This window comes from Thermomonas hydrothermalis (assembly GCF_900129205.1).
In the GTDB taxonomy this organism is placed as follows: domain Bacteria; phylum Pseudomonadota; class Gammaproteobacteria; order Xanthomonadales; family Xanthomonadaceae; genus Thermomonas; species Thermomonas hydrothermalis.
In genome coordinates this window covers 47634-68186 of the sequence record NZ_FQUK01000006.1, presented here as the reverse complement: position 1 = coordinate 68186, position 20553 = coordinate 47634, and the positions used below count along the sequence as shown (strand labels likewise).

The window sequence follows — 20553 nt, the reverse complement described above, 5'->3', positions numbered from 1 at the left end:
CCAGCAGCCTAGGTGCGCGCACCCCGTGGCATGTTGATTTCGCTCAAAAAAGTGGCCCTCAGGCGGACAGGCACTCGATCGCCGCCACGCTGTCCAACCGGCTGGCCAGCCGTGCCAGCAACGCCAGCCGGTTGCTGCGCAGGGCTGGATCGTCGGCGTTGACCATCACGGCCTCGAAGAAGGCATCCACCTGCGGCCGCAGCTGTGCCAGCCGGGTCAGCACCTGCACGTAGTCGCCGCGTTGCAGCGCCGGCATGGTCTCGGCCTCGGCGGCTGCCACCGCGTCGGCCAATGCCTGTTCGGCGGGTTCGACCAGCCGCGCCGGGTCGATCTGGTCGGGGATGGCGCCATCGGCTTTCTTCAGGATGTTGCCGATGCGCTTGTTGGCGGCGGCCAGCGCAGCGGCTTCCGGCAGTTGCGCAAACAGGCCGATGGCGGCGAGGCGACGGTCGAAGTCGTACAGCGAGGCGGGCTTCAGCTCGGCCACGGCATTGAAATGCGCCGCCGGCACACCGCGTTCAGCGTAGTAGCTGCGCAACCGGTCGAGGATGAAGTCGTACAGCTCGGCAACCTCTGCGCGCAGACCATGCGCGGCAAGCCCGGCATTGGCCCGCGCCAGCAGATCCGGTAGGTCCAGCGTCAGGCCGCTTTCGATGATGGTGCGCGCCAACCCCAGCGCATTGCGACGCAGCGCGAACGGGTCTTTGTTGCCGGTGGGCTTGAGACCCGCAGCAAAGCCGCCCGCCAGGGTGTCCAGGCGCTCGGCGATGGCCAGCACTTTGCCCAGCATGGATGCCGCGATGTCGTCGGCGGCAAAGCGTGGCCGGTAGGCCTCGTCGATCGCCAGCGCCACTGCCTCCGGCTCACCCGCGGCCAGGGCGTAGTAGCGCCCGGCGATGCCTTGCAACTCGGGGAACTCGTTGACCATGCGCGACTGCAGATCGTTCTTGCACAACTGCGCCGCACGCCGCGCCTGGGCGACATCGGCACCGACGCAAGACGCGATCACCTCGGCCAGCGCCGTCACCCGCACCACCTTGTCGGCCAGGGTGCCAAGCCGGGCCTGATAGGTGACGGTCTTGAGCCCCTCGCCCATCGCCAGCAGGCCCTGCTTGAGATCTTCGTCGTAGAAGAAGCGGGCATCGGCAAAGCGCGGCCGGATCACGCGCTCGTAGCCCTTGCGGATTTCTGCCGGATCCTTGGACGCGATGTTGGCAATGCCGATGAAGTGCTCGGTCAACCGACCCTGCGCATCCAGCACCGGGAAGAACTTCTGGTTGGTCTCCATGGTCTGGATCAGCGCTTCCTGCGGCACCGCCAGAAACTCGCGCTCAAACGCACAACGGATGGCGACCGGCCATTCGGTGAGGCAGTTGACCTGTTCGAGGATGTCCGGCTCGATCCGCGCCTGCCCGCCAGCGGCCTTGGCCGCATGCTCCACCTCGGCGACGATGCGCGCCCGGCGCTGGTCGGGATCGACCAGCACGAACGCCGCCCGCAACGCCTCGACGTATGCCTGCGGCGTGGCGACGGGCACCGGCTGGGGATGGTGGAAGCGATGGCCACGCGTTTCCCGACCGGCGCGAATGCCCAGCGCGGTGACATCGGCCACCGCATCGCCCAGCAACGCCACCAGCCAGTGCAACGGACGGGCGAAGCCATAGGGGTGATCGCCCCAGCGCATCGGCTTGGGGATGGGCATCGCAGCCAACGCCTCATCCAGCACGTCCTGCAGCAGATCCAGCGTGCGTGCGCCGGGCTTGACTGTCCGATGGACGAAGCGTTCGCCCTTGGCGTCGGAGATTTTCTCCAGCTGCGTCCAGTCCACCCCGGCCTTGGCCGCAAAGCCTTGCAGGGCGCGGGTGGGCTGGCCGTCGGTATCGAGCGCGATGTTGAGATACGGGCCCAGCACTTCGCTGTGCTGCGCTGGCTGTTCGCTGGCCACACCGGGCAGCAGCACCGCCAGCCGACGCGGGGTGTACAGCGGCTTGGCATCGCCACGCTCGACGGCGACGCCACGCTTCTCCAGCGCCGCGATCACGCCATCGAAAAACGCCTGCGCCAACCCCGGCAGCGCCTTGACCGGCAGCTCCTCGGTGCCCAGTTCGATCAGCAGCGGTTGCATGCTCATGCCGCCACCTCCGAATGGATGGCGGCCCGCTTCAGGCCAGGAAAGCCGAGTTTTTCGCGCTGCGCGTAATACGCCTCCGCCACCGCCTGCGCCAGCTTGCGCACGCGCAGGATGTAGCGCTGACGCTCGGTCACGGAGATCGCCCGGCGTGCATCCAGCAGGTTGAAGCTGTGGCTGGCCTTGGTGACCTGCTCGTAGGCCGGCAGCGGCAGGCCCAGCTCGACCAGCTTCATCGCCTCGGCCTCGCAGGCATCGAAGCGGTGGAACAGTTCCGCCACGTCGGCATGCTCGAAGTTGTAGGCGCTCTGCTCGACTTCGTTCTGGTGATAGACATCGCCATAGGTCACCGGCAAGCCATCCGGGCCGTAGGTCCAGATCAGGTCATAAACGTTGTCGCAGTGCTGCAGATACATGCACAGGCGCTCCAGGCCATAGGTGATCTCGCCCAGCACCGGCCGGCACTCCAGCCCGCCAGCCTGCTGGAAGTAGGTGAACTGGGTCACCTCCATGCCGTTGAGCCAGACCTCCCAGCCCAGGCCCCAGGCCCCCAGCGTGGGCGATTCCCAGTTGTCCTCGACCAGACGCAGGTCGTGCACCAGCGGGTCGATGCCAAGGCTTTTCAGCGAATCGAAATACAGCTCGACGATGTTGTCGGGCGACGGCTTCATCACCACCTGGTACTGGTAATAGCGCTGCAGGCGGTTGGGGTTTTCGCCGTAACGGCCATCGGTGGGCCGACGCGAGGGCTGCACATACGCGGCATTCCACGGCTCCGGGCCGATCGCACGCAGGAAGGTCGCCGGATGGAACGTGCCGGCGCCGACTTCCAGATCCAGCGGCTGGATCAGGACGCAGCCCTGCTCCGCCCAGTAGGCGTTGAGGCGGGAAATGAGTTGCTGGAAGGTGATCGGAACGCGTTCGTGAGCCATCGGGGCAAAATGCAGCAACGTGGCCGGCTAGTATAAGGGCCGCGCCTGTGCGCCCCTGCCTGCACCCTTGCTTGCCGCCCTGCCCATGTCCGCCCGCCGCCATCGCCCGCCCCTGTTGATCCTGCAGACCGGCCAGCCCACCGACAGCATGCGCCGGCACGGCAGTTTTGCGCACTGGATCCGGGTGGCCGCAGGCCTCGACCGTGATGACGCCGTGGTGGTGGACGTGGCCCAAGGCGAGCCGCTGCCGGCGCGCGCTGGGTTCGCTGGCGTCATCGTGACCGGCTCGGCGGCGATGGTGACCGACCGTCACGACTGGAGCGAGCGCAGCGCGGCGTGGCTGGCCGAAGCGGCGCAGGCCGGGTTACCGCTGTTTGGCATCTGCTATGGCCACCAACTGCTGGCGCATGCGCTGGGCGGCACGGTCGGCCCCAACCCGCGCGGACGCGAAATCGGCACCGTGCCCATCGAGCTGACGCCTCTGGCCCAGCAGGATCCGTTGTTCGCCGGCCTGCCCGCGCGCTTTTCCGCCCAGGCCACCCACCTGCAAAGCGTGCTGCAGCCACCCGCTGGCGCCCATGTGCTGGCCCGCAACGAGCACGACGCCTGCCACGCCTTCCGCTGGGGCCAGGCGGTCTGGGGCGTGCAGTTCCACCCCGAGTTCGCCACCCGCCACATGCACGGTTATCTGCAGGCACGCCGCGCGGCACTCAGCGCCGAAGGCCGCGATGCCCGTCACCTGCAGGCGCAGGTGCACGCCACCCCGCAGGCCCGCCGCGTGCTGCGCCGGTTCGTGCGTCATGCCCATGGCCGGCGTGCAGGTTGAGTATGCTGTGCATTGGGCCCGCACCGCGGGCCGATGACGGACACGAGAGGACATGATGACCACACGCGCGGTGGGCGCCGGCGCCGGCCTGACTTGGCTGCAGCGCGCCCTGGATCTGGGACGGGACAATCCGAAGGCGATTTTTGGCGGCGCCCTGCTGCTGCTGACGACACTGATCGCCATGGCCATCGGGCTGGCACTGGTGATGACGGCGATCAGTGTGAGCGCGGGCACAAGCGGCCTGATCTCGGGCCTGGTGTCGCTGCTCACCGGCGTGGCCATCAGCGCCCTGATGGCGGTGTTGATGGCAGGCTATCTGCAGCTGCTCGACGCGGTCGAGCAAGGCCGGCCGGTGAGTGCCCTGCAGGTGTTCTCGGTGCTGGGACAGAGCGTGGTGGCGGTGCGGGCGGCCGCGTTCATGGTGCTGCTGATGCTGGCCCAGAACCTGCTGCTGGGCGCGCTGGTCGGCCTGCTGGCTCCGGATATCGGCAGTTGGTATCTGCAGACCTTGCAGTCACCGGAGAACGGCGACGCGCTTCCTGCCCTGCCGCAGGGGTTTGGCCCGGCGCTGCTGATCTTCTGGGCCGTGGGCCTGCTGAGCTACGGCGTGCAAGCCATCGGCTTGGGCCAGATCGCGCTGCGCGACAAGGGCGTCGTGGACGCCCTGCAGGACGGTGTCGCGGGCACTCTGCGCAATCTGCTGCCGCTGCTGGTGCTGTTCCTACTGGCGATGGTGGCCGCCGTGGTGCTGGCACTGCTGCTGGTGATCGCCGCGCTGCTGGTGGGCGTCCTGGCAAAACTGCTGGGTGGCTGGGTGGTGGTCGTGCTTGCGGTGCCGCTGTACTTGGTGCTGGTGCTCGCCCTGATGGTGGTGATGCTGGGCGTGATGTATGGGGTCTGGCGTGATGTCTGCGCCGCGCCGGGCAGCCCGGCCACGACCGTGAGCAATCAGATCGAACTCTGACGCTGCGCCCGCAGACGGCATCGACGCAGGCTGGTTCAACCGGGCGCGGCCATCCCCAACGCCGCCAGGGTCCACGCCTGCACCAGCCGCCACAGCCAGATCAGCGCCAGCAGGGCGCCGACCGATTGCAGCCCCAACCAGGCCTGGGCCCAACGCGGCAGCCGACGCGTGCCGCTGTGCGTCTGCACGCAGGTGCCGCTCAGCCGGTCATGCAACGCAAGATGCGGCGGCACGGCCGCCAGCGCATGGCCGAGGTTGAGCGACGCCCACGACAGCCCGGCGGCCAACCAGCGCAGCGCCAACCGGGCCAGACTGGGTTTGCCGCCCTGGCTGTCGGTCACGGCAAGCCCCAACACCCGCTTGCCGGGGGTGGCCTGCCAGGCCGAGCCCTCGAACCCCAGCGTCCACAGCGCCGACAGCAGGGCATAGAGCAGCACCGGCAGCCCGAACAGGGTGAACAGGGCGGCGTTCAACACGGCCGCACCCGCCTGCACCTGCGGGTCTGCCAGCACCCCTGACAACAGGGCCTGCGGCGGTTGACCACTGGCCAACGCGATCTCCAGTTGCCGGCCCAGCAGGGCGGTCAGGGTCTTCAGCGCCTGCGCGGCCTGCGCCCAGGCGCGCTGAAGCGGCGACCACGCCAGTCCTGCGACCAGCGGCAGCAGACAGACGGCATCCAGCGACCAGGCGGCATAGCGCTGCCAGAATCCGGCCGGCACACCCTCAGGCGAGGTCATCCCGTTGCCCTCCGGCCGGCGCCAGGATCCGCGCCGCCAGGATGCCGGCTTCGTACAGAAGGCACATGGGGATCGCCAGCAGCAGCTGGCTGATCACGTCGGGCGGGGTCACCACGGCGGCGATGATGAAGATGCCCACGATCGCGTAACCGCGCCCCTCGCGCAGCTGGTCTGGCGTCACCCAGCCCAGCAGGGCCAGGATCACCAGTGCCACCGGCAGCTCGAACGCCAGCCCGAACGCCAGAAACAGCACCAGCACGAAATCGAGGTAGGCGCTGATGTCGGTCATCATCGCCACCCCTTCCGGGGTGATCCGGGCCAGAAAGCCAAACACCGTTGGCAGCACCAAAAAGTACGCAAACGCGCAGCCGGCATAGAACAACAGCAGCGCCGAGACCAGCAACGGCAGCGCCAGACGCTTCTCGCGCCGGTACAGGCCCGGCGCGACGAACGCCCAGAGCTGGTAGAGCAGCCAGGGCATGGCCAGCATCAACGCCGTCACCAGCGCCAGTTTCATCGGTGTGAAGAAGGGGGCCGCCACCTGCGTGGCGATCAGCTGACCACCTTTGGGCAGTTTGGCCAATAGTGGCTGTGCCAACCAGGCGTACAGGCGATTGGCAAATGGCAGCAGCAGCAACAACACCAGCCCGAACCCCCACAGCCCACGCAGCAGCCGCATGCGGAGTTCCAGCAGGTGGCTGATCAGCGGGCGCTGCTCGTCGTCGGGCACCTCAGCGGTCATGCCGTGCCTCGTCGGATGGGGCGGGTGGCGACGCTGGTCGCTGCTCCAGGGAGGCGCGAGTTTCGTCCAGTGCCTGCTGGGTTTCGCGCAGGCTGCGGGCCAGCTCTTCGCGGGCCAGCTCCTGTTCCAGCTCGTTCTTCATGGTCACCCACTGCGCACGCAGCCGGCGCAAGCCCAACCCGGCCAGACGTGCGGCCTTGGGCAGCCGTTCCGGGCCAAGCACGACCAACGCCACCAGGGCCACCACCACCAGCTCGCCCAGCGAAAACTCGAACATGGCAGCGTCAGGCCGAATCAGCGCCCGCTGTCGTCGTGCTCGCGCGGGCGCGCCGTCGCAGCGGGATCCTTCGACTCCTGACCGATACGGGCCGCAGGTGCGTCCTGCCCCGCCTCTTCATCGTCGCCGCGCATGCCTTTCTTGAATTCATGCACGGCGCGCCCCAGATCGCGCGCGCCCGACGTCAGCCGCTTGGTGCCAAACACCAGCAGCACGATCAACAGCACGATCAGCCAGTGCCAGATGCTAAACCCGCCCATGGATGCACCTGCGTCGAAAGGGGAGATGCAACAGTCTAGCAGCTGCGCCGGATCACCTGTGCCGTCCGGCGTGGCTGGTGGTCAGGGCGTGCCGGCGGGCGGCAACGGGGTGCGGGCAGCCGGCGCGTCCTCGCCCAGCGGCGTGACGGTGGCGCTGCCGGGAGCCGGGGCCGGCGCCTTGGCCGCCTCGCTGCGCTTGCGTGCGTAACGGGCAGCGGCGGTGGCTTCCTCCAGGGTGTCGCGGAAGGCACGGATGGCGGCAGAGGGTGCCGGGGCGCGACCCTCAAACACCATCCGCGGCGTCACCCCTTCGCCATACACGCTGCGGTTGGCGCCGTGGTCGATCTGCAGCACCGCACCGTCCAGGGCAACACCGGCAAACAGCCCGCGTGCACGCGACCACGACCAGATCTCGGCCTTCATCGCACCATCGGTGGCGGCAGCGGCATTGCGCCCGACCGGGCCGGCGGCCACGCTGGCATCCGCGCCGAGGGTGAACTTGCCGTTGACGATGTTGTCCAGGCCGCGCTCGCTGCGGAATACCAGGATCACGTCCGCCGACTGCACCCCGGCCTGGAAGCCAAAGCTGGCGCCGGACAACTTGACGAACACCGGGTTGGACCAGGTGCCATCGGGCCGCTTGACCGCCATCAGGCCCAATCCGCGCCGGCCACCCACCATGAACCCGGCTTTGATGGTGTCGGGCACCACCACGATGGCGTGTGCCTCGTCGAGCAGGCGGTCGGGAATGGACGCTTCGGGGATGGCCTGGATCTGCTTGACCACACGGCTGGCGTCCTCGGCGCGAACGTCCTCGCGGGCCCCGGCAGTGACGCTGCCAATGGCAAGCAGGGCGGCCAAGGCCAGGGTCAGGCGGCGTGAAGGTGTGCGCATCGCGATCTCCGGTTGCCAAAAATGACCTGCGCATCGTGGCGCGGGCGGGATGAATCGATGATAAGTCAGCCGCCTGCACGGCGGAGCATGCGATCCTATTGGCATGCAAACGCCTGCCCCCGACACCGCGGCGCCATCCGCGCGCGCATTGCTGCTAGTCAATCTCGGTACGCCAGCGGCGCCCACGCCGCGCGCCGTGCGCCGGTATCTCGCGCAGTTCCTGCATGATTACCGGGTGGTGCAACTGACCCGCTGGTTGTGGTGCCCACTGCTGCATTTCGTGATCCTGCCGCTGCGCAGCCCCAAGGTCGCGCACAAATACGCCGAAATCTGGATGGAGGGCGGCTCACCGCTGGCCGTGCACACCGCCGCATTGGCGCGCGCGGTAGCCGCACGCCTGCCGGGCTGGGAGGTGCAGCATGCGATGCGCTACGGCGAGCCGGCGCTGGCAACGGTGCTGGCGACGTTGCGGGCGCGTGGCGTGCAGGAGGTGCGGGTGCTGCCGCTGTATCCGCAGTATTCGACCACCACCACCGCCAGCGTCGAAGACGTGCTGGCGCGGGCAGGTGCCGGGCTGCAGCTTGCCCTGCGCCGGGACTACCACTCCGATCCCGGCTGGGTCGCGGCGATCGCCGACAGCATCCGCGCTCACTGGCAGCAGCACGGCCGCGGCGAGCGGTTGCTGCTGTCCTTCCACGGCATCCCGCAGCGGCTGGTCAACCAAGGCGACCCCTACGCGGCCCAGTGTGAGGCCAGCACGGCGGCCATCGCCCAGGCGCTGGGATTGCCTCGCGACGAGGTACTGCTGACTTTCCAGTCCCGCTTTGGCCGCGAGGCCTGGCTGCAGCCGTATACCCAGGCCACTCTGGAAGCATTGGCACGCAGTGGCGTGCGCACGGTGGACATTGCCTGCCCGGGCTTTGCGGTGGACTGTCTGGAAACCCTGGAAGAAATCGCCATGCAGAACGCCGAGGCGTTCCGGGCCGCGGGTGGCCAGGCCCTGCGCTACATCCCCTGCCTGAATGCCAGCCCCGCGCATGCCGACGTGATCGCCGCCCTGGCGCAAGCGGAGGAGGGCTGGCAGTGATGCAGGAGGCGGTGATTGAGGTCGCCCTCGGACGCATCGCGGCACTGCGCACCTATGGTCGCGGGCCGCGGGTGCTGGCACTGCATGGCTGGCTGGACAATGCCGCCAGCTTTCTGCCGCTGGCACCGGCGCTGGCCGAGCTGGACCTGGTGGCGCTGGATCTGCCCGGCCACGGCCACAGTGTGCATGCACCACCCGGCACCGACTACGGCTTCCCGCTGGCACTGCACACCCTGCTCGATGTCGCCGATGCGCTGGGCTGGGAGCGGTTTTGCCTGCTCGGTCATTCGATGGGCGCGGGGTTGGCCAGCCTGCTGGCCTCCGGCTGTCCTGAGCGGGTGGAGCGGCTGGTGGTCATCGAAATGCTGGGTGCGCTGGCAGAAGCGCCGGAACGCACCGCGGCACGACTGCGCGAAGCCCTGGCACCGCGGCAGCGCCCCAGCCGTGGGCTGCGGGTGTTCCCGGATGTGGAGACCGCCGTGCGCGCCCGCCTGCAGTCGGTGCGTGTGCCCGGCACCGGGCTGACCGAGGCGGAGGTGCGCCTGCTGGTGGAGCGCGGCCTGCGCCGGGTGGATGGTGGCTTCGTCTGGCGCAGTGATCCGCGCCTGGTGCAACCGACCGCATTCCGGCTGACCCAACCCCAGATCGACGATCTGCTGGCGGCGATCGAATGCCCGACCCTGGCCCTGTTTGCCGACCCAGCCCAGCCCTATCTGCCCGATGCCGAACGTCGGCGCCGGGTGGCGCTGTTGCCGCGTGGCCAGATGCACACCTTGCCCGGCGGTCACCATCTGCACATGCAACAGCCGGAGGCGGTGGCGCGGGTGATCCTGCCGTTCTTGACCGAGCGCTGAGCACGGCCCGGTGCCCGGCTGCATGCCGGTCGCACCGCGCGCCTAATCCCCGCTGCCCAGCCGCACGACCAACCGGGTGCCACCGCCCGGATCACCGACCAGCTGATAAAACACCGACCGGTCGGCCTTGCGATAGGCCAGCGTGCTGACGTCATCGGACTGCATGGCCAGCTCACGCGTCCAGCCCTGGCCCTGCATGCGCTGCTCGATGTCGGCATAGACCGCCGGCAGTGCCTGTGCCGTGACCAGAGTGACCATCTGCATCCCGGCTATATTGGCCACCGAGACGATGCGCCGCTGCGCCGGCAGATAGATGTCCTGCGGAAAGGTCGCCGGCAAGGTCAGCTCGACACTGGTCGCGGATACCGGCGCTGCCGGACTGGTCGTATGCATGGCGGCGGCATCGGCCGGCTCGACCGCAGGCGGCCGGGCCTGCTGGCAGGACGTCAGCAGCATGAAGACGGCGCATGACACGCCAAGGCGGCAGCATGCCGGCATGAAAGACCCCATCAGTTGGACGTTTGCTTGGGAAAACGCAAATGTCGCTTTCACCCGGTCAGCAATGCCCGCAGCCGCGCCTTCAGACGCATTCCGTCCTGTTTCAGCAGATCGCGATGCCGGCGCCAGTCGGGACAGCGTGACTCCACCTCGCGCCAGAAACGCGGCGAGTGGTCGCGATGCAGGAGATGGCACAGCTCATGGACCAGGACGTACTCAAACACTGCGGGCGGCGCCAGCAGTAACGCCAGATCCAGCATCAGGCTGCCGTCCACGGTCAGTGACCCCCACAGCGAACGGGTGCGCTTGAACAGAATCCGGCGCGGCGCCCGCGGCAGGCCAGGCAGGTAGGTTGGCAGCCAGCGGCCAACATCGGCGCGCCCCTGCGCCTCATAGAAATCCCGCAGAACACGCCGCACCGCAGCGGGGGCGGCACGCGGCGGCCAGTGAATGCACACTCCGTCGTCGGCATCGGGACTGATGCCAAGCGCACGCGCGTGCTGCCAGCGCAGCGGCACCTCACAGCCGCGCAGGGGCAGCCACGCGGTCTGGCCGGGCACCAGCGCGGTATCACCCAGCGTCGCCTGACGGTCAAGCTGGTCGACCAGCCAGGGCAGGTGCGCGTGCAGGAAATGCTCGGCGTCGCGCACGCTGGCATGCGGCGGCACGGTCAGGCGCCCGCCCTGTTCGTTCACCGTCAACTTCAGCCGCCGTGCGCGCGGGTCGCGTACCCGCAGCACCTGGATGTTGCGGCCCTGCGCCAGAGTGAGCACGAGCGTCTCCCGCTGCGGCGGCACGGCGGGCCGTGTCCGCGCGATCAGGCGACGCAGACCGCGCATCACGGCTCAGCCCTGCGGCCAGCCCGGCATGCGCACGGGGTCAAGCCCGCCGACCTCGAATACCGCGGTCTTGCGGCCGACTGCGCGGGTGGGGAACGTGATCGCCAGGGTCTGGCCGGACCGGGCCAGCCGCCACAGCCCTTTCCAGTCCTCAATGAACATGGCGATGGCCTCGTCGGTCTTCGGCCGCAACCCCGGCAGGACATGGGCCTTGCCATCCAGCGTCACCGTCAGTCGGCAGCCCTTGTAACAGTCGAAATCACCCGCCTGCAGCACCAGATAGGCGCTGCGCCCCCAGGCCGGATGGTCGCGGAAAATCAGCCGCACCGGGTGCGCGCCGCTGCCATCGGTGTCCACCGGTTCTTTCGAGTAGATCGAGGCCGACCGCTGCTGGCCGTCCTTGCCGACCGGCTGCTCGGCATAGCTCCACAGCGCCGCCAGCCGCTGCTGTTGCGCCTGCGCCTCGGCCTTGGCGCGGACCTCGTCCAACCGTGGCCGCACCCGGGCCGCCGCCGCGCTGTTGGGGTAATCGGTCTGCAACACCTCGGCATAGCCCTTGGCCAGTCGCCAGTTGCCTTCGCCGATTGCCGCCTCGAACTTGGCTTCCATCGCCTGCGCCGCCTGCTCCCGCTCCGCCTGGGCGGCCTGGGCCTGGGCCGCAGCCTGGCGATCGTCCTGCGGCTGGCAGGCCAACAGGGACATCAGGGCGATCATCAACATCGGGCGTGTCGGGTTCATCGTCTGTGTTTCTCCGTCCAGCCATTGAAATCCTCTCCGACCTGAATGCCGGAGGGCTGTTGTGCGTGAGCCAGTCTGCCCGTTAGGCTACTTATGGCATATCATTAGATCAAATTTAGCCTTTTGAAAGATAGAACAGCATGGATCGGATCGAGACAAGACGGATGAAGGGCAAGCCCATCAAAGCTGCGATGGCCCCCAGAACGTCTGTCTATTCATACAGGCAGATGCTGCGCCAAGCGACTCCGATGGAGCGTGTGAAGCTGGAGCGGAGAGGCGTGCCCGCAGAGATTATCAAGGTGCTGCTAACGGAGTTCGGCATGACCACGGGCGCGGTGCAGAAGCTGGCCGGAATACCGAAGTCCACCTACACGAAAAAGATTCGGGAGAAGGCGCCTTTCGCGGGAACGCCCGGGCAGTCAGTGATCGGCTTGCTGGATTTGGTCAACATGGTCGAGGACATGCTCAAAGACATGCCGGACATGGCCGTGCCACCCGGATTCAGCGCTGAGAAATGGGTGGCGGAATGGGTGGAGCGTCCGCAGCCCGCTCTAGGTGGTGTGGCACCTATCGACATCATGGATACGCCCACGGGGCGTGCGTCGGTGATGAAGCTGCTCGGCTCACTCCAGAGCGGGGCGTACCAGTGAGATTGGCGAGGATCGCAACAGCCGGGAAGGCGTGGTTGGCCAACGATCTGACGGGTGCGGGCGCTGCAAGGTACCCAGGCCGGTGGAACCTCGAAGGGGAGTATGTCGTCTATGCATCGACGACACTCGCCTTGGCGATGCTGGAAACCGTGGCGCACATAGACAGCCATGGGTTGCCACTGAACAGGTACGTGGTCTGGATTGACGTGCCCGACGACGTTTGGGGAGCCCGCAGGGTGTTGAAGGAAGAGGATCTGCCAGGCGGTTGGGACGCGATCCCTCACGGGATGGCCTCAACGCAGGTCGGAAGCGATTGGTACAACGCCAATCAGGAGGCTTTGCTCGAACTGCCCTCCGCAATCGTCCCGGAGGAGAGCATCGTCCTCATCAACGCCAAACACAAAGACGCCAAGCGACTGAAAGCAACGACGGGTCGTCGCATCGACTACAACATGGTGCTGCGGACGTTGACCGAGACGTAAACAGGCTGCCTCGACGTGAAGCGCGACGACCACAGCGAATGGCTGTTTGCGCCTTGAGGCGTGAGAACCCGCCGCCTGAAGGCGGGGGCATCATCGTCCTGCGCCCACACCGTCATGCCTGCGCTGCATGCAGGCCGCCATCCCGGTTCTGTCCAATCCAGTCCAGCACGGCCTCGGCCAAGGCCTGCGGCCGCTCCATCGGCACCATGTGCCCGCATCCCTCCAGCAGCAACGTGCGGGCGTGCGGAATGCGCGCGGCATACAGGCTCAGGGCGCTGGGATCGATCACGGCGTCCTGCCGCCCCCACACCAGCAGCGCCGGTTGAGTGATCCGTGCTGCCTCCTCGCCCGGCCGCAGGCTGTCGGGGCCGCGTCCGATCCGGTCCAGCACCACCTGTTCGAACGCTGCATCGGCGCGCCGTCGGGCAATCAATGCCGTGGCCACCGGCCAGGGAATCCACGGCTTGGCGGCCGGATCGTAGAACACGGTCGCCAGATAGCGGCGCAGCGACGCGGCATCGCAAACCGCAAACGGGTTGTGACCGGCCAGCACGGCCAACCCAAAGGCGTTGTCGTCGAAACGCACGCCTGCCGCGCTGATCAGCGCCACCTGCGCCACCTGCGCCGGAAACCGGGCCGCCACCAGGGCGGCGATGCCGCCGCCCATGGAATGCCCCAGCAGCACCACCGGGCGATCGGGTGACACCGCCCGCAGGTAGGCGGCGACGCGCTCGGCCTGTTCCACATAGCCATAGGCGGCATCGGGCTTGCGTTCGGATTCCCCCCAGCCGGGCAGATCGGGGATGCAGAGATGGAACCGCCGGCCTAGCGCCCGCGCCAGCGGATACCAGTTTTCTTTGCTGCCGGTAAAGCCGTGCAGCATCACCAGCATGGGGGCCGCTGGATCGCGAGCCGGGCACCAGGCATGCACCCAGCGATGCCCGGCAGCGACCAGCACACCCCGGCGCAAACGCGCCTGCCAGCGCAGCAAGGTAAACGCCAGCCGCAGCAGACGGTCGGGCTGATGCTGCCCCAGTAGGATGAGGGCAAGGCCAAGCACGACCAGACCCGTTGTCAGCAGCACAGCGGTCATCGCGGCTCCCGATGCGGAAGGAAGGTCTGCACAACGCCATCCTGGCGCCGCCAGCCCAGACCGAGCCCGGCGCATGTCCGGGCTCGGCACACGACCATCACGGGGTGGACGCCGCCGGCGGCGCGGCTTTGGCCGCCTCCAGGATCGCCTGCACCGACCCCTGGGTGATCGGATGCATGCCTGGCTTGGCGCGGGCGAACACCTGCTCGGCAAAGGTCAGGCCGTCCGGTGTCGCCACCAGCGCCTTGTAGATCGGCAGGATCAGCTTGCGGCGGCCAACACGTTCGAGGAACTTGCCCATCTCCTCGCGGGCGGCGGTATAGCCGCTGCGCTCGGCCAGCGGATACCAGCGCATCGCGATTTCGCCGTTCGGTGTGCCGGTGAAGTGATAGGCCGCGTCCAGCTGGGCCAGCTGCTCGGGTTTGAGCGTCTCCGGCATGGTCTCCAGGAAATGCACCCACTCCTGGGTGGTCCAGGCGTCGGTGAGCGCCTTGGCCGGCAACTGACCGCTGCCCTGCCAGGCGATGCGGGCGGCATTGACAGTGGCAAACCGGCCCGATTCCACCTTCGGCGCATTGTCGGGGATGCCGGGCTCATACAACCACTGATCGACCTCCTGCATGGTCACCACGTTCGGGTGCTTGTCGATCAGGGTGGCCTTGAGATAGTCGCGGAACTGGCGGGTGGTGATGCTCTGGAAGGCGAAGTGGTCGAAGTAGCCCTTCAGCCAGGGGTCGAACACGTCGCGGCCAAACCGCTTCTCCAGGAACTCGAGGAACCAGGCACCCTTGGTATAGACGGTGGCGCTGGACTGGTCGTCCGGGTCGGCCAGGGTGCCGGGCTTGAGCGAGAGCCGCTGCAGCTCGGGCGGCAGGGTCTTGTATTCCTGCTTGAGCTCGTCGCGGTCGATCACTTCTTCCATGTCGGCCATGTCACGGCCGTACAGCGCCTCGGTGATGCGGCTCTGCACGTAGGTGGTGGTGCCTTCGTTGAGCCAGGCGTCCTTGTCGGTGGCGAAGGTGACCAGGTTGCCGGACCAGCTGTGCGCCAGCTCGTGCGCCACCAGCGACACCAGCGATTTGTCGCCGACGATCACGGTGGGCGTGGCAAAGGTCAGGCGCGGGTTTTCCATGCCGCCGTAGGGGAATGACGGCGGCAGCACCAGCAGGTCGTAGCGGCCCCAGCGATACGGGCCGTACAGAGACTCCGCGGTGTCGATCATCTTCTCGGTGTCTTCGAACTCGGCGGCGGCCTTGTCCACCATCGTCGGTTCCGCCCACACGCCGCTGCGCGCGGAAATCGGCTTGAACACCAGGTCACCGGCCGCGATCGCCAGCAGGTAGGACGGAATCTTCTGCGGCATCCTGAAGCTGTAATCGCCGTCACGCACCGCATTGGGGTCGTTGTCGGCGCTCATCAGCACCATGGTGTCCTTCGGCGCGGTGATGTGCGCGGAATAGGTGAAGCGCACCTGCGGGGTGTCCTGCAGCGGCACCCACGAGCGCGCGTGGATCTGCTGCGACTGGCTGAACATGAACGGCTGACGCTTGCCTTCGGTCATCGCCGGTTCCAGCCACTGCAGACCGGACGCCTCGGGTGATGTCGAATAGGTCACGCGGATCTTGGCCGGACGGGTCGGCGCCTGGATGGTCAGCGCGCTGCCCAGCACCTTGTCCTTGTCCGACAGCGCGAAGGTCAGTGGGCTCCACGTACCGTCGGCCCCCAGACCCTCGGCCTTGACGATGGTCAGGTCGCGGGTGTCCAGCACCAGCTGGGTCGCGGTTTTGTCGATCCAGTCCAGGGTGTAGGTGGCCGTGCCGCTCAAGGTTTTCTTGTCGAAATCCAAGGCCAGATCCAGCGCCAGATCGGTGATCCGGACTTTGTCTGGCTGGGCGAATGAATGTTCATCCACGATTTTTTCCGCCACGGCAGGAGTCGTCGCAGCTGTTGCGGGGGCGGGTTCCGGGGCGCGGTTGCAGGCAGACAGCGAGGAGCCGAGCGCGGCAGCGACGGCGGCAGAGAGAAGCAAATGACGCATCGGGGGAATCCGGGCTTTACGGGAAAGCGCGAGTTTACCGCCTGGACGTCGCACCGGCCCCTGCGGTCATCCGTCCTGCTTCATCTTCGCCAGCCGCAGCTGGAACAGCACCTTGGTCACCAGCAGGCGCTCTTCGATCGGCTTGAGCACCAGATCGTTGGCACCCTCGCGCAGCAGCGCGGCCTGGTTATCACGGTTGTCGTCGCCGGTCATCATCACCATCGGCAGGCGCCGCTTGCCGTAGCGAAACACCCCGCGAATCTGGTTGAGCAGCTCGCGCCCGCTGAGCGCGCCTTTCAAATACACGTCGCTGAGCACCAAGTCGGCACCGACATCGCCATCCTTGCGCCCGAAGAACCGGTGCAGGTATTCCAGCGCGTCCTCGGCGCTTGGCATGTGCAGCACCTGCAGCCCGTGGCGCTCCAACATGCGCTTGGTCGCCACCGCTACCACCTTGCTGTCCTCGACATACAGCACCCGCGCCCCCTCGATCGGGGCAGGGTGGACGTAGCCACGGATGAATGCGGCCAACGCAGCCTGACCGAGCGATTTATCGAAGTAATCGGTGATGTCCTCGGTGAAGGCACGGGTTTCCAGCGCTTCCTGGGCGTTGCCGGAAATCACGATGACCGGAACATAGGCTTGCCCGGCCGCCTCGCGCACGCTGCGCGCCAGCGTCAGGCCATCGCCATCCGGCAGCACCAGCGCGGTGGTGACCAGATCGACCGTACCGGCCTCCAGTGCCTTGCGTGCCTCGGCGATGCTGCCGCAGCCGATCACCCGCGCATTCGGCAGCTCCTTGACCAGGGTGTCGGTGATCAGCTTGCGCACCAGCTTGCTGCCATCGACCACCATCACCCGCGGGGCGTCGCTGACCACATGGCGCAGATCGTGTTTGTCGGCCATTTCATTCCTCCATCGGGCGGTTTTCCCGCAGATGCCGGCCAACCGCCAGCAACGCTCCCAGCCAGCCCAGCAGCATGGCCACAAGAAGCAGGGCCAGACTGTCCGGCAGCGCCGGCCCCTGCAGGGTGAAGCGGCTGCCATAACTTGCCGCCAGCGCATCCAGCGGCGGCTGCACAAGGATGCCGATCACCCGCAAAAGCGCCAGCGCCAGTGCACCGGCAGCCAGCCCATACCACAGCCCCAGGTACAGGAACGGCCGCCGGACGAAGCCCTCGCTGGCCCCCAGCATCAGCAGCACGCTGATTTCCTCGCTCCGTGCCTGGATGTCCAGCCGCACGGTATTGCCAACCACCAGCACGGCACCCAGTCCCAGCAACACCGCCAGCACCTGAACCAGCCGGGTTCCCAGCGCCAGCCAATGCTGCAGGCGCTGCTGCCAGACCGCGTCGTACTGCACCCGCTCCACGCCTGGAAGCACCTGGACGCTGGCCACCAGCGTGCTGGCATCCCCACGCGGCACGAGATGCAGCACCTCCGGCAGCGCGGCGCGGGCCGCCTCCTCGCCGAGGGCGTCGATCGCCGCAGCGAAGTCGGGTTCCCGGCGCAGGTGATCCAGTGCCTGCCCGGGGCTCACCCGTTGCACCTGTTGCACGTCCGTGCGCGCACGCAAGCGGGCAACCAGGGCCTCGACCTGCGCGGCTGGCGTGCCTGGCACCAGAAACACCGTGACGTCATGGCTGGCCTGCACGCTGCCCTGCAGCCGCGCCAGATTCTCCAGCGCCAGCCCCAGCGCAGCCGGCAACGTCAGCGCCAGTGCCATCACGGTGATGGTGAGCAGGCTGGCCAACGGCCGCTGCACCAGCCGGCCCAGACTGGCCACGATGCTGAACCCATGGTGGGCCAGCCAGGTCCGAACCCGGCCTGCGGGGTGCTCGGTCAACGGCTCAGGCATCGGCCAGCTCCTCCGGGGCAATGTCGTCCACCAGCCGCCCCTGCTCCAGCACCAGCACCCGCTTGCGCATCCGCTTGACCAGCATCAGGTCATGGCTGGCCACCAACACGCTGGTGCCGCGTTCGGGCAGGCCCGCCAGCAGGGTCATGATCTCGGCCGACAGGGCCGGGTCGAGATTGCCGGTCGGCTCATCGGCGATCAGCAGGCACGGCTCGGCGATCACCGCACGCGCGATGCCCACCCGCTGCTGCTCGCCGGCCGACAGCTGGCCGGGCAGGGCCTTGGCCCGTGCGCCCAGCCCCAGACGGTCGAGCAGGTGCCACACCCGTTTGCCGATCTCATGGCGCCGAAGGCCCCGCAGCACCAGCGGCAGAGCGACGTTGTCTTCGACCGTGCGATCCGCAAGCAGGCGGTGGTGCTGGTGCACCACGCCGATCTGGCGCCGATGCCGAGCGATGCCAGCGCCGCGTACCCGCGCCAGATTGCGATCCTGGAACAGCACCGCACCGCGACTGGGCCGCTCCAGCAGATGGATCAACCTGAGCAGGGTGCTCTTGCCGGCACCGGAACGGCCGGTGACGAACAGCATCTCACCTGGCTCCACGGCAAAGCTCACCTCGGCAAGGGCGACCTGCCCCCCGGGGTAGTGCTTGCTGACGTTGTCGAACTGCAGGACCGGCATGTGCACACCCTACCCGAAGCAACCACCAGTATCGACGCCGCAACCCACTGCGACCAGCCCTGATGGCGGCCGACCATCATGACGTCCGCGTCAGTGCTGGTGCCGCGGCGCACGGGTGATCAAGGCGCGCAGGCGGCGGCGCAAGCGGCCCAATAGCGACGGCGTCTCCGCTTCCACCGGAGCTGGGGTGACCCGCTCCGCTGGCACCTGGACAGGGGCGTGCGTGTCTGCACCGGGTGCCCCGCCGTCCAGTGGCCGGCCGCGCCGCCGGCGCCGACGCTTGCGCTTCGGGGCCTGGTCCAGGGCCGTCCCTGGTGCGGTCGCTGCCTCTGCCGCGGACGTTGCGGCAGGTGCCGCGACCGTCTGCGTGCCTGCATCCGCCGCGGGCGCCTCGGGTGTGCGCGCTTGCCCCTCGCGCCGCCCGGCGCGGCGGCGCCCCGCTGGCCGGTCGCCATCGCGCTGGCGACGACGACCACCGCCACGCCGGCCTTCGTCGGTGGCCTGCGCCTGGCGCACCTCCTGGTAGATCGCGCCGATGCTCTCCGCGTCGCCTTCCGCCGGGCGCGAACGCTCGGGGCGGGGCAGCGGCGTCAACAGTTCCTGCGTGACCGGCTCGGAGGGAATTTTCTGGCCGATATAAGCCTCGATATCAGGCAGGCTCATCGCGTAGCGCTCGCAGGCAAAGCTGATGGCATCACCCTCGGCGCCGAGCCGCGCAGTGCGGCCGATCCGGTGCACGTAATCTTCCGGATCGAACGGCAGATCGTAGTTGTAGACGTATTTCACGCCGTCGATGTGCAAGCCGCGCGCGGCCACGTCAGTGGCCACCAGGATCTCCAGCTGGCCGGCCTGGAACTTCTTCAGCAGCGACTCGCGCTTTTTCTGTGGCACGTCGCCGGACAGCACGCCAACCCGGTAACCGGCCTTCTCCAGCGCCCGCGCAACCCGCTCGACGAACGCCTTGGTGTTGACGAACACCATGGTGCGTGCGCCCTCGCTGCGCGACAACAGCCCCAACAGCAGCGGCAGCTTTTCTTCGTCGGCCGGGTAATAGAGCTTCTGGCGGACGCGCGCGGCGGTGACCGTCTCGGCCTCCACCACCAGCTTCTGCGGCTCGTTCATGTGCTCATAAGCCAGCTCCAGCACGCGATGACTCAAGGTGGCCGAGAACAGCAGGGTCTGGCGGGTGGTGCGCTCGGGCATGCGCCGCAACAGGAAGCGGATGTCCTTGATGAAGCCGAGGTCGAACATGCGGTCGGCTTCGTCCAACACGCAGATCTCGCAGGCATGCAGGCTGACCACCTTGTGCTGCTTGACGTAGTCGATCAGCCGGCCTGGGGTGGCGATGATCACGTCGGCACCGGCCTGTAACTGTTCCCGCTGCTTGTCGTAATCCACGCCGCCATAGACCAGGGCGAACTTCAGGCCGAGATCGGCGGCGAACTTCATCGCATCCTTGTGGATCTGGATGGCCAGCTCGCGGGTTGGCGCCAGGATCAGCGCGCGCGGATCCTCAGGCTTGCGCTCGGCCAGCGCCGGGCGGGTCAGCAGGCGGTTGATCACCGCCACCAGAAACGCCAGCGTCTTGCCCGTGCCGGTCTGGGCCTGGCCAGCAACATCGCCACCAGCCAACGCCACCGGCAGGGTCATGGCCTGGATCGGGGTGCAGCGGATGAACCCGGCACCTTCCAGCCCGGCCAGCAGGGCTGGATGCAGGTCGAAGGAGGAAAAGGGGATATCGGTCAGCGGTTTATCGGACACGGAGACGGCCTCGGCGAAGGGTGCACTGCAACCGGCATGGAACGCCTCGTTGCAGACAACCCCTTGTCTTGCAGGGGGCAGCCGCGCAGACTGCCGGGAGGATTCCGGGGCTTGGCATTCCCGGCACGGGACCCGGAATCCGGACATTTGTGCCCATGTCCCGGGTCGAACCCCACGAAGTCTAGCATCCGCGCGCCCGACCCCGCGCCCCAC

Annotated in this window: 21 protein-coding genes and 1 pseudogene; 6 read left to right on the top strand and 16 right to left on the bottom strand. The window is 67.7% G+C overall.

The window, feature by feature from the left end; all coding sequences use genetic code 11:
- Positions 1-58: 58 nt before the first annotated feature.
- Together glyS and glyQ are read right to left on the bottom strand one after the other, a co-directional pair.
- Positions 59-2131: a glycine--tRNA ligase subunit beta gene (gene glyS / locus BUA29_RS02890; protein ID WP_072755130.1), complete on the bottom strand. Its 2073-nt coding sequence runs from the start codon at positions 2129-2131 to the stop codon at positions 59-61.
- On the bottom strand, positions 2128-3060 hold the full coding sequence (gene glyQ, locus BUA29_RS02885; protein ID WP_072755129.1) for a glycine--tRNA ligase subunit alpha: 933 nt from the start codon (positions 3058-3060) through the stop codon (positions 2128-2130). Before glyQ ends, glyS begins: the two co-directional genes overlap by 4 nt.
- Before the next feature lie 85 nt (positions 3061-3145).
- Here glyQ and BUA29_RS02880 point away from each other — a divergent pair, with 85 nt between their 5' ends.
- Positions 3146-3886 carry a glutamine amidotransferase gene (locus tag BUA29_RS02880; RefSeq protein WP_072755128.1) on the top strand — a complete coding sequence of 247 codons (741 nt, stop codon included), beginning with the start codon at positions 3146-3148 and terminating at the stop codon, positions 3884-3886.
- A 52-nt stretch (positions 3887-3938) separates the two neighbouring features.
- Positions 3939-4850 (top strand): hypothetical protein, encoded by a 912-nt coding sequence (locus tag BUA29_RS02875; protein WP_072755127.1) that lies wholly within the window; start codon positions 3939-3941, stop codon positions 4848-4850.
- A 35-nt stretch (positions 4851-4885) separates the two neighbouring features.
- On the opposite strand, the gene BUA29_RS02870 is transcribed toward BUA29_RS02875, so the two are convergent.
- The 5 genes and pseudogenes from BUA29_RS02870 to BUA29_RS02850 all read right to left on the bottom strand — a co-directional run.
- Entirely contained in the window at positions 4886-5587 is a 702-nt protein-coding gene (locus BUA29_RS02870; protein WP_072755126.1) for an RDD family protein, read from the bottom strand.
- Positions 5574-6329, bottom strand: coding sequence for a twin-arginine translocase subunit TatC (gene tatC / locus BUA29_RS02865; protein ID WP_072755125.1), 756 nt, complete (start codon positions 6327-6329; stop codon positions 5574-5576). The genes BUA29_RS02870 and tatC overlap by 14 nt, the downstream gene beginning before the upstream one ends.
- Positions 6319-6606 carry a Sec-independent protein translocase protein TatB gene (tatB, locus tag BUA29_RS02860; protein ID WP_072755124.1) on the bottom strand — a complete coding sequence of 96 codons (288 nt, stop codon included), beginning with the start codon at positions 6604-6606 and terminating at the stop codon, positions 6319-6321. Before tatB ends, tatC begins: the two co-directional genes overlap by 11 nt.
- Positions 6607-6623: 17 nt before the next feature.
- The gene (tatA, locus tag BUA29_RS02855) at positions 6624-6866 is read right to left on the bottom strand and encodes a Sec-independent protein translocase subunit TatA (protein WP_072755123.1); all 243 of its coding nucleotides are present in this window, start codon (positions 6864-6866) and stop codon (positions 6624-6626) included.
- An 84-nt stretch (positions 6867-6950) separates the two neighbouring features.
- Positions 6951-7760 (bottom strand): annotated as a pseudogene (locus BUA29_RS02850) (lipid-binding SYLF domain-containing protein); the annotation flags it as partial.
- 103 nt (positions 7761-7863) lie between these two features.
- Between BUA29_RS02850 and hemH the strand changes: the two are divergent.
- On the top strand, positions 7864-8847 hold the full coding sequence (hemH, locus tag BUA29_RS02845; RefSeq protein ID WP_072755122.1) for a ferrochelatase: 984 nt from the start codon (positions 7864-7866) through the stop codon (positions 8845-8847).
- Positions 8847-9701 (top strand): alpha/beta fold hydrolase, encoded by an 855-nt coding sequence (locus tag BUA29_RS02840; protein WP_072755121.1) that lies wholly within the window; start codon positions 8847-8849, stop codon positions 9699-9701. Before hemH ends, BUA29_RS02840 begins: the two co-directional genes overlap by 1 nt.
- Before the next feature lie 42 nt (positions 9702-9743).
- Here the strand turns inward: BUA29_RS02840 and BUA29_RS02835 are convergent, their stop codons facing one another.
- From BUA29_RS02835 to BUA29_RS02825, 3 genes are all read right to left on the bottom strand, one after another.
- The gene (locus BUA29_RS02835; RefSeq protein ID WP_072755120.1) at positions 9744-10157 is read right to left on the bottom strand and encodes a hypothetical protein; all 414 of its coding nucleotides are present in this window, start codon (positions 10155-10157) and stop codon (positions 9744-9746) included.
- Between the two features lie 92 nt (positions 10158-10249).
- Positions 10250-11041: a M48 family metallopeptidase gene (locus BUA29_RS02830; protein ID WP_143148780.1), complete on the bottom strand. Its 792-nt coding sequence runs from the start codon at positions 11039-11041 to the stop codon at positions 10250-10252.
- Positions 11042-11044: 3 nt separating this feature from the next.
- The gene (locus BUA29_RS02825; RefSeq protein ID WP_072755118.1) at positions 11045-11776 is read right to left on the bottom strand and encodes a hypothetical protein; all 732 of its coding nucleotides are present in this window, start codon (positions 11774-11776) and stop codon (positions 11045-11047) included.
- A 140-nt stretch (positions 11777-11916) separates the two neighbouring features.
- Here BUA29_RS02825 and BUA29_RS12305 point away from each other — a divergent pair, with 140 nt between their 5' ends.
- The gene (locus BUA29_RS12305) at positions 11917-12426 is read left to right on the top strand and encodes an antitoxin Xre/MbcA/ParS toxin-binding domain-containing protein (RefSeq protein ID WP_072755117.1); all 510 of its coding nucleotides are present in this window, start codon (positions 11917-11919) and stop codon (positions 12424-12426) included.
- Positions 12423-12908: a type II RES/Xre toxin-antitoxin system toxin gene (locus BUA29_RS02815; protein ID WP_072755116.1), complete on the top strand. Its 486-nt coding sequence runs from the start codon at positions 12423-12425 to the stop codon at positions 12906-12908. The genes BUA29_RS12305 and BUA29_RS02815 overlap by 4 nt, the downstream gene beginning before the upstream one ends.
- Before the next feature lie 112 nt (positions 12909-13020).
- Here BUA29_RS02815 and BUA29_RS02810 read toward each other — a convergent pair whose 3' ends face one another.
- From BUA29_RS02810 to rhlB, 6 genes are all read right to left on the bottom strand, one after another.
- Complete coding sequence (locus tag BUA29_RS02810) at positions 13021-14001, bottom strand: alpha/beta fold hydrolase (protein WP_245770486.1); 981 nt, start codon at positions 13999-14001, stop codon at positions 13021-13023.
- Positions 14002-14098: 97 nt separating this feature from the next.
- Positions 14099-16039, bottom strand: a complete 1941-nt coding sequence (locus BUA29_RS02805; RefSeq protein ID WP_072755115.1) for a M1 family metallopeptidase — start codon at positions 16037-16039, stop codon at positions 14099-14101.
- 66 nt (positions 16040-16105) lie between these two features.
- On the bottom strand, positions 16106-16945 hold the full coding sequence (locus tag BUA29_RS02800) for a response regulator (protein ID WP_072755114.1): 840 nt from the start codon (positions 16943-16945) through the stop codon (positions 16106-16108).
- Between the two features lies 1 nt (position 16946).
- Positions 16947-17897, bottom strand: a complete 951-nt coding sequence (gene ftsX, locus BUA29_RS02795; RefSeq protein ID WP_072755113.1) for a permease-like cell division protein FtsX — start codon at positions 17895-17897, stop codon at positions 16947-16949.
- On the bottom strand, positions 17890-18579 hold the full coding sequence (locus BUA29_RS02790; RefSeq protein WP_072755112.1) for a cell division ATP-binding protein FtsE: 690 nt from the start codon (positions 18577-18579) through the stop codon (positions 17890-17892). The genes ftsX and BUA29_RS02790 overlap by 8 nt, the downstream gene beginning before the upstream one ends.
- A gap of 90 nt (positions 18580-18669) precedes the next feature.
- Complete coding sequence (gene rhlB / locus BUA29_RS02785; RefSeq protein WP_072755111.1) at positions 18670-20340, bottom strand: ATP-dependent RNA helicase RhlB; 1671 nt, start codon at positions 20338-20340, stop codon at positions 18670-18672.
- Positions 20341-20553 lie beyond the last annotated feature (213 nt).

Bases quoted from the DNA above. Each gene is read 5' to 3' on its own strand.
- glyS (WP_072755130.1), bottom strand. From the start codon at position 2,131: ATGAGCATGCAACCGCTGCTGATCGAACTGGGCACCGAGGAGCTGCCG.
- glyQ (WP_072755129.1), bottom strand. From the start codon at position 3,060: ATGGCTCACGAACGCGTTCCGATCACCTTCCAGCAACTCATTTCCCGC.
- BUA29_RS02880 (WP_072755128.1), top strand. From the start codon at position 3,146: ATGTCCGCCCGCCGCCATCGCCCGCCCCTGTTGATCCTGCAGACCGGC.
- BUA29_RS02875 (WP_072755127.1), top strand. From the start codon at position 3,939: ATGATGACCACACGCGCGGTGGGCGCCGGCGCCGGCCTGACTTGGCTG.
- BUA29_RS02870 (WP_072755126.1), bottom strand. From the start codon at position 5,587: ATGACCTCGCCTGAGGGTGTGCCGGCCGGATTCTGGCAGCGCTATGCC.
- tatC (WP_072755125.1), bottom strand. From the start codon at position 6,329: ATGACCGCTGAGGTGCCCGACGACGAGCAGCGCCCGCTGATCAGCCAC.
- tatB (WP_072755124.1), bottom strand. From the start codon at position 6,606: ATGTTCGAGTTTTCGCTGGGCGAGCTGGTGGTGGTGGCCCTGGTGGCG.
- tatA (WP_072755123.1), bottom strand. From the start codon at position 6,866: ATGGGCGGGTTTAGCATCTGGCACTGGCTGATCGTGCTGTTGATCGTG.
- hemH (WP_072755122.1), top strand. From the start codon at position 7,864: ATGCAAACGCCTGCCCCCGACACCGCGGCGCCATCCGCGCGCGCATTG.
- BUA29_RS02840 (WP_072755121.1), top strand. From the start codon at position 8,847: ATGCAGGAGGCGGTGATTGAGGTCGCCCTCGGACGCATCGCGGCACTG.
- BUA29_RS02835 (WP_072755120.1), bottom strand. From the start codon at position 10,157: ATGCTGCTGACGTCCTGCCAGCAGGCCCGGCCGCCTGCGGTCGAGCCG.
- BUA29_RS02825 (WP_072755118.1), bottom strand. From the start codon at position 11,776: ATGAACCCGACACGCCCGATGTTGATGATCGCCCTGATGTCCCTGTTG.
- BUA29_RS12305 (WP_072755117.1), top strand. From the start codon at position 11,917: ATGGATCGGATCGAGACAAGACGGATGAAGGGCAAGCCCATCAAAGCT.
- BUA29_RS02810 (WP_245770486.1), bottom strand. From the start codon at position 14,001: ATGACCGCTGTGCTGCTGACAACGGGTCTGGTCGTGCTTGGCCTTGCC.
- BUA29_RS02805 (WP_072755115.1), bottom strand. From the start codon at position 16,039: ATGCGTCATTTGCTTCTCTCTGCCGCCGTCGCTGCCGCGCTCGGCTCC.
- BUA29_RS02800 (WP_072755114.1), bottom strand. From the start codon at position 16,945: ATGGCCGACAAACACGATCTGCGCCATGTGGTCAGCGACGCCCCGCGG.
- ftsX (WP_072755113.1), bottom strand. From the start codon at position 17,897: ATGCCTGAGCCGTTGACCGAGCACCCCGCAGGCCGGGTTCGGACCTGG.
- BUA29_RS02790 (WP_072755112.1), bottom strand. From the start codon at position 18,579: ATGCCGGTCCTGCAGTTCGACAACGTCAGCAAGCACTACCCCGGGGGG.